Below are 8,021 nucleotides of genomic sequence, written 5' to 3'. Positions count from 1 at the left end.
TGCCTGAAGCGTTACATTGTTCGTGAATTGTATCCGCTTATTCTCGCAGATTTATCTGATGCTGCTGCAATTACTTGACATAGGAGCGTCAATGCTCCTACAGAACGCTTCTTTGGCAGTCTGAAACGTGAATGGTTAACAGGCAATGCTCATCAAACTAGAGATTCTGCTAAAAACGATATACAAACATATATTGCTTACTATAATGCCCATCGCATTCATACAGCCATTGGGAATATGTCACCATTAGAATTTGAGAAGAATCTTAGCAAAGTGTCCGATTTTATTTGACCACTACAGGTTTGTTGCGGGTTGTTCTGGGATCGGGAGTTTTGATCCAAAGCGTCACACTGGCGACCCCTACACCAAAACGCTTGGCCACTTGTGCGATGGTAAGGTCTTTCTTCTCTCGAACAGATAATAGCTTACGGCAAAATGATATCAGATATGTTATCTATAACTTATAAACAATTTATATGAGATTGGTTATATTTTTTGCACGCCAGTGGAATGTTGCAATTTACATTATGTACTTCAGTACAATACATTTCTCTCCTGCTCTGCAATATAGTCTTTTACACCATTTCTCATGTCAGCAGGATGGATCACCCCGAGGGTCAGAGCATTCTGGAGGTCATCGGTTGATATAGAAGGTGGAGGAGCGAGCCCTGAAATACTGAAAATCTGAAATTCTAAGAAATTGGGGAAGGGGGAGTTAGGATAGAAGATTTTCAGCTTTTTCAGGTTCTTGCTCTCCTGTTTCTCGTGGGGTATCTGCCACTCATGCTTCGTCGCCGCCCACCTACTCAGAAACGCATGCGATGCATCGGACGTGTCGAGATACAAGGAATTATTTTTTATATTGAGTTGACTAACGTGAGTTCGACATAAAAAGCAGTAAGAAGAACCTAATTTCCTTATGATGAAGCTATATTGGAAAAGGGCTTCATCACGAGAGGTGTCTACCATTGGATTTGTGGACGATAGCCGTTATCAAGAAGCGTAGCATAACTTTTTGATGAGGATGTGGCTCAAGATGTCCGTTGTGGATAATTCCGATTAATTCGGCACTGAAATGCCGCCCCTGTCATCCGCATCACCCAACACGCCTTCTGAGATGTTACCAGTCAAATGATCGTGGCTCTGAGAGTAGACGAGACGTTTGGATGATTAATCCAATGGTTTAACTTTCCAAGGAGTCAACGATGTGCCCTTTCTCAATTCGCGTTGCCATTGAGGTTGGCAGTGCTTGTCACTGGGTAGCGTTTGGGCTGCCGGATGGTAAGGTTCTTGAAGAGTTCGATATTATCCAATATGCATGCAGTTTTGACGAATTCTTTCGCCGCGTGGAAGCAGTTGACCAGCACTATCCATTACCGGTAGCCGTGGCAATGGAAGGGTTCAATGGATGGGCGCGCCCACTGGATGGCTCTATTCGCCGCCATGGCTACGGCTTGTGTAGCGTCAACAATCTTAAGCTTGTCCTCTATAAAGAAATCTTCCCAACCCCGGCTAAAACCGATGCCATCGATGTATGTAGCATCCTCGAATGATTTCAACTCTCCGAGCATTTGCCACTGGCCAAGAATGCATTACAGGAAATTGCTCTGACACTGCTAGAAAATGACAAACTGAAGCGAATCACCCAGCGGCGCAAACAGCTCTGGCAGCGGAGCGGGTGCGCGTCGTCCATCGGCTGCAAGCTGATCTTCACGCAGTCTGACCTGGACTGTTCACAATGACAGGAGAGGCAAACAATCTTTGGTTTTTGTATTTTCTCACTTCCAGAGCCAAAGCGGCCATGGTGGTGACAGTAGCGCGGCATATTGCCTGTGTTCTGTCATCGCGTGAGTATTATGGCAAAAAGCGTGCCGAAGGGAAAAAACACAATCAAGCAATTCGAGCTCTAGGCAGCCATTTGGTACGGGTCATCTGGTCAATGACCAAGCAAGGTAGAAAATGCGAAATCCGGTAAACAGATTACAAAAATCGCTTGAAAATTAAGTGGGATGTTCAGGTTCCGATAGATGCTATAGCGATTTTTGTGCGATTGACGACTTTTGTCAGAGGTTTGAACCGTGGTGGAAGCAGCGCTTGTTGGGATTGTCACTGAAGTGGCGTCGGCGGCGAGGGCAGCTGTGTCAATGTGAAATCATGACAACCGTAGGGTGTTTCACCTATCGTGTTACCGGGCATTTAATTCCTATTATCTGGGCCAGGTGTTGAGATATCAGCGGCTCTATTAATCAATAACCAAAGAGCATTGCCGGGAGTGAAAATCACAGCAGATAACGTCGATGACCGTAATCCGGTACTGGAGTTGGCGCGCTCCTCATGCGGGAAGCTATTGGGTAACCGTGGTTATATTTCACAACCACTCTTTGAGCCACTCCAGGAGCAAGGCGTGTAACTCCTCTTTACCAAGGTGCGCAAGGACATGAAAAACAAACTATTACTTGTTTGACAAACTCATTGAAATTGTCAATGACCAATTGAAAAACATCTCGTAAATCGAGCATCCCCACCATCGCAGCCCATTTATCTTCTTTGTTAATTTGATAGCGGTCTAGTAGTTTCTACCTTCCACGAGAAGAAACCCTTCCTTAATATTAGATTTTCTCAGGCTCTTCCAGCTGTGTAGTGGGCATAATTTTTATGCCGAACTCACATTATACTAATTTTCAATAGAAACAGCATTAACAATCCAATCACAGCTGGCTATACTTTTGAAAAAGTATCCCCGCAGCAAGCTGCAGGGTATTATAGTCTGTGCTTGGAATAGCCTCATCTGCTTATCTTCATAAAGCTTAATATATTCCTGGCCCTGATTTTTTATATAACTTGCTATCTTTGTATCACCTCCATGCTTGCGCACAGTATCAGCAAAATAACCATCAGTCTAAAACTTACTGCTCCAGAATTATTTCTTTACTTATTGATACCGCCAGTCTCGAAGAGAGACATGAATGGATGGGAAAGGTCGATTTTTAAGAAGGAAAGCCAAGGTTATCGCAACGATTGTGGCGATCGCTGCCATCGAATTGTTAAAAGCCTTTGTCAATGTCAGTAACAAAGCCGAAGAACTCAATATGGTCCTCACCACAACAGGGAAGGCCGCGGTGGTAGCTGGGTGGCGCTGGACCACTAATGACAAGACACTGGCATGGAAGATGATGATTCATGATATCTTGATAGTGTTCGGTGCGCTGTTCGCGTACATGGATGGCTTGTCCATACATCATAAAGACATATCCCAGACTAAATCGGGTTATTGATGACAAGAGAATGTAGACCACATCGACAATCTAAAGCCGCGCTTGCGCAAGTGCTCTTCGCTCACTGAAGACGGGCGGCAATAATCGCGCCCAAATGGTGCTGGTTCATGTAAATGCTCTATGCTCTATATGTAGGCTGCTTATTCTCGTGAGATATTTATGTGTAACTTATTGTTATATGAAGATATTCCATAAATACTCTAATGAATGTATCGGGGACTACCGCACTTCATTTACTGCTTCCAATTAGTAACAATATTTCTTGTGTCATTAGATCGCTGCTTTACTCAGAAGATCGTTTTTTCTCTTAAAAAATAAAATCAAGTTGTTAAATATGAATCCTCAAATGTTTGCAACTATAAACTTGCCAAACTATTCAAATGCAATCTTTTTCTCGGTCGCTAATTCAGCTATTAACAGATCAAGGGTTGTAGTATATATTTTGAAAATAAATAATGATGTGATGGATAGGGTTAATTTATTAAAAACCATAAAGTTATTATGATTAATAATAAGATAAATCATCTCGGCCTATTAAGTAAAGCGCTATGTTGGAGAACTAAATTGATCATTAGTTTGGTTCCTATAAAGAACGTATTTATAGCATGGTTATTTTTAATTAACTAATAATTCACTATTTTTTGGCAAAAATCTTAAATAAAGAAATGGGGGTTAAATTAAAGTAAGTTGATGGAGATGTTATGATAAAAAAGCTAACTTTCTTGATGATGGTTTTGATACTTAGCTTCTTAACCGGCTGTGCACCAATCAACCCACTAGGGAGCGTTCAAAGTAATGAGTTTTATAGTACTAAGCAGCGTGCCATAAACTCTAGCAATCATGATGCTGTAGCTAAAAATATTATGAAGAGGTGGCTAATGCAATGAAAGTAACACTCGAAGCGCAGAAAGAGCTATTTGAAGAATACGAAGATCATAGTAATTATTATGGGCAAGAGGGCAAGATCTTCAGTCGCACACCTTGGCTAATATGAGATATCTTGAAGATTCTATCAAAGAGAATTTAAAAGAAGCTACCCTTCATCGGAAAATGGCGCGAGATGGAAAAAAACAAGATCTCGGTTTAATAAATGAAGAAGCGATATACTCTAAATTAAACTAACCTAACATTTATTTAAAAAGTACTCAAGTTACGAATAACCAACAAAGAACCAACAAAGCAGGCCGCGATATCAACCATTGATACGCGGCCTTTTTGTATCTTACTTTTCCTTCACAGGCTATATTTAATCGATGTTATCTGTCTTTAACTTTCCTAACTTGGACAGATAAAATTCCAACTGCGGTCTGAATAAAGGAAGCAAATTGGCTGCATAGTCATTTATAACATTAAATAATTGCTTCAAGTTTCGTTAACTAAATAGATAATTGTCCACAATTTCTGTGGATAAGTTTGTGTGTAATTTGTAAATACCAAAGCTAAGATAATTATTTGCAATGGCTTTTTTCTGGCTCGATTAAATTTTAAACACATAATAATATTTCTAAGAATCAATAGCTTGTTATTTCGTATTGATTATTAAAGCGATTTCGATTGATGTTTGAGTTTTTTTAAAAATATTGTGGATTATTGCTGAAAGTCAAGAAAACTTTTAGTTAAATTACCTCCGGCAAAGCCGGAGGCTTATTTTTGTTAGCCCCTCAAAGGGGCAAAAAGCTGGTGCCACCTAAAGGTGGCCTCATATACCCAGCTTGAGTTGGTCATAGTGTTCATACTCTTTCTCTTGATGTCGAATATATTCTCTGACCATCTCTTCATCTAATTCCACCGTGGATACAAAATAACCACGTGCCCAAAAACTCTCACCTGTAAAATTCCTTGTTTTTCCCATCAATCTCCGCACAATCGATATCGCAATTTTCCCTTTGATATATCTTACTATGTGGGATACCGAGTACTTCGGCGGAATACTAATGCACAATCAGGGTGACCGCATCACACGGTCAAACCTTTAATAGTCCCCCCGCAAAGCCGGGGGATTACCTCGTTTATTCAGCTGCATGATCTTATTAGAGGCAGTGAGACTTTAACCCAGATTTTCCATTAGGAGGTTTTCTAATGGAAGCTATTAGAATAAGTTCTTAAAAACAAGGATAATTTGCTAAGTTAAGGTAGTTTGATTCATGAGCGTTTTTCTTCCGGAGGATCCTCGTGGATTTTGAGCTTCGCTTTATTAATAAAAAGATAACAGTATGGGGAGGCATGAGGTTGTGAAGCGGATGCTGGACCGAATTAGGTTCAGTAAAGCTTATGGTAAGTTGTGGTTTACTGCAATTTGGCAGTCAGAGTGAGGCTAAAGCTCAGATTGAAGCTGCGCTTGATACTGCCCGCTCAGGCGGTGGATTACCGGATATTGAAGATATCCGTGATGCACTGGACGTGCTGAGCCAGCAATCAACCTCCGGCTTTATCAGCAGCTTTGATTTTGCATTCGAGCAAGCTAAGACAGCTAGCATGTTGGGTGAGCTGGGTGCACTGACCGATGATCAGTTGAGCACAGAAGAACGATCACTCAATGCATTGAAAGATTCTAAAAAGGCGCTTGAGGATGGTTTTGCGGAAGAGATGGCGCGGCTGGACAAGATTCTGGAAGATGCTCAAACACAGATCGGGTTTCTGGATGGAATTGAAAAAAACACCAAAAGTATTGCCGATGCGCTGAGAAACTTCCAGGTTGCAATTTCAAACGCTAGTGGAGGCGGGAGCATCGGGAGTTTCTCTGGCGTAAGCAATGCTGAGGTTGCCGCCTACATCGCCGCACATCCGGATTATATGGACCAGTACAATGCTGCTATTGCCAATGGCGTCACGGCGCTCCAGGTAACCGGTATCCCGGTATCGGCAATTAATACTTTTACCAGCGATAATGGGTTAGCTCCGCTAGAGCGCGGATTTGACCAAAACGATGTTAATAACTACTTCCAGAATTATGGTGGTAATAACGAGCAGGCAGCAAAGGATGCTTTCCAATATGGGGCCACGGCATCTGAAATTGCTAAGGCAACAGGATACAGCATAGATGAAATTAATGCCTATACTGAATCATTAGGACTGGGCAGGCTCAGCCAATATTCAGAGGGCGGATTCACCGGGCCTGGCGGCAAATACGATCCTGCAGGTATCGTTCACGCAGGTGAATATGTATTCAGCCAGGAGGCAGTCAGAAACCTTGGGGTAGGCACGCTTGATCAATTGCACGAATCCGCCAAACGAGGCGAGCCGGAAGGTTATGCAACTGGCGGGCTGGTCAGCGCGCAGAATATCATCAACCGCTCCGATATTAACCGTATCAATACGGATAAAAACATCATTGATGCCAGCAGCTTGTTTGATAAAAGAAAGGTAGAAAATGATATCGCTAGCGAGTTGACGAATGCGCATGAATCAATCAGAAAAATTGAGAGCAAGCAAAAATCAATCTCAAAAATAGAGGAAACAGCTAATGCACTGAATTCGTTAAATGATACGAACAGCATAAGCAATCTTGAAAATGTTATTAATGCTAAGCACATTTTTGAGAATAGGACGGTATCGAGCGAAGCTAAACGTGATCTTCTCAGCCGGGCAAACATCAGTCATATTAACTCAGCAATCGATAATGTCAGCAGCGTTTCAGATATACGCAACCTCATCAGGATTGATGATAAAAATATTCTGACTTCAGTACGGTCTTTTGATCAGCTTGCAAAGCGCGTTGACTCTGATAAATCAACAGACCGGCTAACCGAGCGTGCTCTATTCTCAGGTAACAGCAGATCAATATTCAACAGTGAGATAACGCGCAAATCCATCTTTGACCGTGTACGCGAGTTGCAACGTGTAGAGCTGAATCGCGGCTTTGCAAGTGGAGGCTATACCGGCAATACTAGCACAGATGAGCCGGTCGGCATCGTACATGGCCAGGAATATGTATTCTCAGCCCCGGCGGTAGAGAGCATCGGTCTTGATACGCTGGATAGACTGCATCAAGCAGGTAAAGAGGGCAAGCCATCCGGTTTTGCTGATGGCGGCTTTATCGGTAGGGATATTGGCCCAGCTCCGATAGCTGAAACAATCAATCCCACAAAGACCAATAACAATCAATCTGGAACGCAGAGTCAGGAAGATGTAGTTGCAGAATTGCGCTTACTGCGTGAAGTGCTGTACGAAGAGATAAAGCAAGTGCGTGAATACACCCGGCGCACGTCTAACAAGCTCGATTCTGTCACACAAGGCGGCACGGCACTCAGGACTAAAACGACATGAAAGCATTTATTCCGATTGATATCACCGATGCGCGCTTTGTCAGTAGCACGATCGCTGAGCCTGCGGCAGCGGAACCCGCCTGGAATTCCGGTACCACCTACGCGCAAGATGCTGAGGTCAGTGTGATTACTACCGATAGCCACCTGGTGTACAAATCTCTGGTCGCTGGCAATAACAATAACCCGCCTGCATCCTCACCTGACAAGTGGTTCCTGAAGGGTTATACAAACCGGTTCAGAATGTTCGACTGGAACCAGGGAAATCCAAGCAAGGGATTATCCCCAGTGACTGTAACGGTTAAACCAGGCAGGCGTATTAACGCAGTGATGCTGGAAGGGCTTAGAGCTGCAACCGTAGCGATCACCGTACAGGACGGCGTTGGCGAACCGACTGTTTTAACGATCAATAAAGATTTACTGAACCGCCATGCCACCACCCCTTACGAATGGTGCTTCTCCCCGTTTGTTTATGACAAGGTGG

The 8,021-nt window shown here is 43.0% G+C and carries 6 protein-coding genes and 2 pseudogenes; 7 read left to right on the top strand and 1 reads right to left on the bottom strand.

Annotation, left to right across the window (positions count from 1 at the left end; genetic code table 11):
- Window positions 1–102: 102 nt before the first annotated feature.
- The 5 genes and pseudogenes from BM122_RS26370 to BM122_RS19465 form a co-directional block, all read left to right on the top strand.
- Window positions 103–291, top strand: a pseudogene (locus tag BM122_RS26370) (IS3 family transposase); the annotation flags it as partial.
- A 914-nt stretch (window positions 292–1,205) separates the two neighbouring features.
- Entirely contained in the window at window positions 1,206–1,553 is a 348-nt protein-coding gene (locus BM122_RS24515; RefSeq protein WP_074907158.1) for a hypothetical protein, read from the top strand.
- A gap of 185 nt (window positions 1,554–1,738) precedes the next feature.
- A complete protein-coding gene (locus BM122_RS24510; RefSeq protein WP_074907157.1) occupies window positions 1,739–1,975 on the top strand; it encodes a hypothetical protein in 237 nt (78 codons plus the stop codon).
- Window positions 1,976–2,272: 297 nt separating this feature from the next.
- Window positions 2,273–2,410 carry a transposase gene (locus tag BM122_RS24505; protein WP_218152176.1) on the top strand — a complete coding sequence of 46 codons (138 nt, stop codon included), beginning with the start codon at window positions 2,273–2,275 and terminating at the stop codon, window positions 2,408–2,410.
- Between the two features lie 556 nt (window positions 2,411–2,966).
- Entirely contained in the window at window positions 2,967–3,275 is a 309-nt protein-coding gene (locus BM122_RS19465; protein ID WP_074907155.1) for a hypothetical protein, read from the top strand.
- Between the two features lie 1,699 nt (window positions 3,276–4,974).
- Here the strand turns inward: BM122_RS19465 and tnpA are convergent.
- Window positions 4,975–5,217 (bottom strand): annotated as a pseudogene (gene tnpA / locus BM122_RS19455) (IS200/IS605 family transposase); the annotation flags it as partial.
- A 329-nt stretch (window positions 5,218–5,546) separates the two neighbouring features.
- On the opposite strand from tnpA, the gene BM122_RS26640 reads away from it, so the two are divergent.
- Both BM122_RS26640 and BM122_RS19445 read left to right on the top strand, forming a co-directional pair.
- The gene (locus BM122_RS26640) at window positions 5,547–7,541 is read left to right on the top strand and encodes a hypothetical protein (RefSeq protein WP_074907152.1); all 1,995 of its coding nucleotides are present in this window, start codon (window positions 5,547–5,549) and stop codon (window positions 7,539–7,541) included.
- The coding region (locus BM122_RS19445) for a hypothetical protein (protein WP_218152175.1) at window positions 7,538–8,021 on the top strand (484 nt) is incomplete at its 3' end. The genes BM122_RS26640 and BM122_RS19445, both read left to right, overlap by 4 nt.

The sequence above is a fragment of the Nitrosomonas communis genome (assembly GCF_900114745.1).
In the GTDB taxonomy this organism is placed as follows: Bacteria; Pseudomonadota; Gammaproteobacteria; order Burkholderiales; family Nitrosomonadaceae; genus Nitrosomonas; species Nitrosomonas communis_A.
The sequence above is the reverse complement of the archived record's forward strand: the minus strand, read 5'-3'. Positions and strand labels throughout refer to the sequence as shown.

Bases quoted from the DNA above. Each gene is read 5' to 3' on its own strand.
- BM122_RS24515 (WP_074907158.1), top strand. From the start codon at position 1,206: ATGTGCCCTTTCTCAATTCGCGTTGCCATTGAGGTTGGCAGTGCTTGT.
- BM122_RS19465 (WP_074907155.1), top strand. From the start codon at position 2,967: ATGGATGGGAAAGGTCGATTTTTAAGAAGGAAAGCCAAGGTTATCGCA.
- BM122_RS24510 (WP_074907157.1), top strand. From the start codon at position 1,739: ATGACAGGAGAGGCAAACAATCTTTGGTTTTTGTATTTTCTCACTTCC.
- BM122_RS26640 (WP_074907152.1), top strand. From the start codon at position 5,547: ATGGTAAGTTGTGGTTTACTGCAATTTGGCAGTCAGAGTGAGGCTAAA.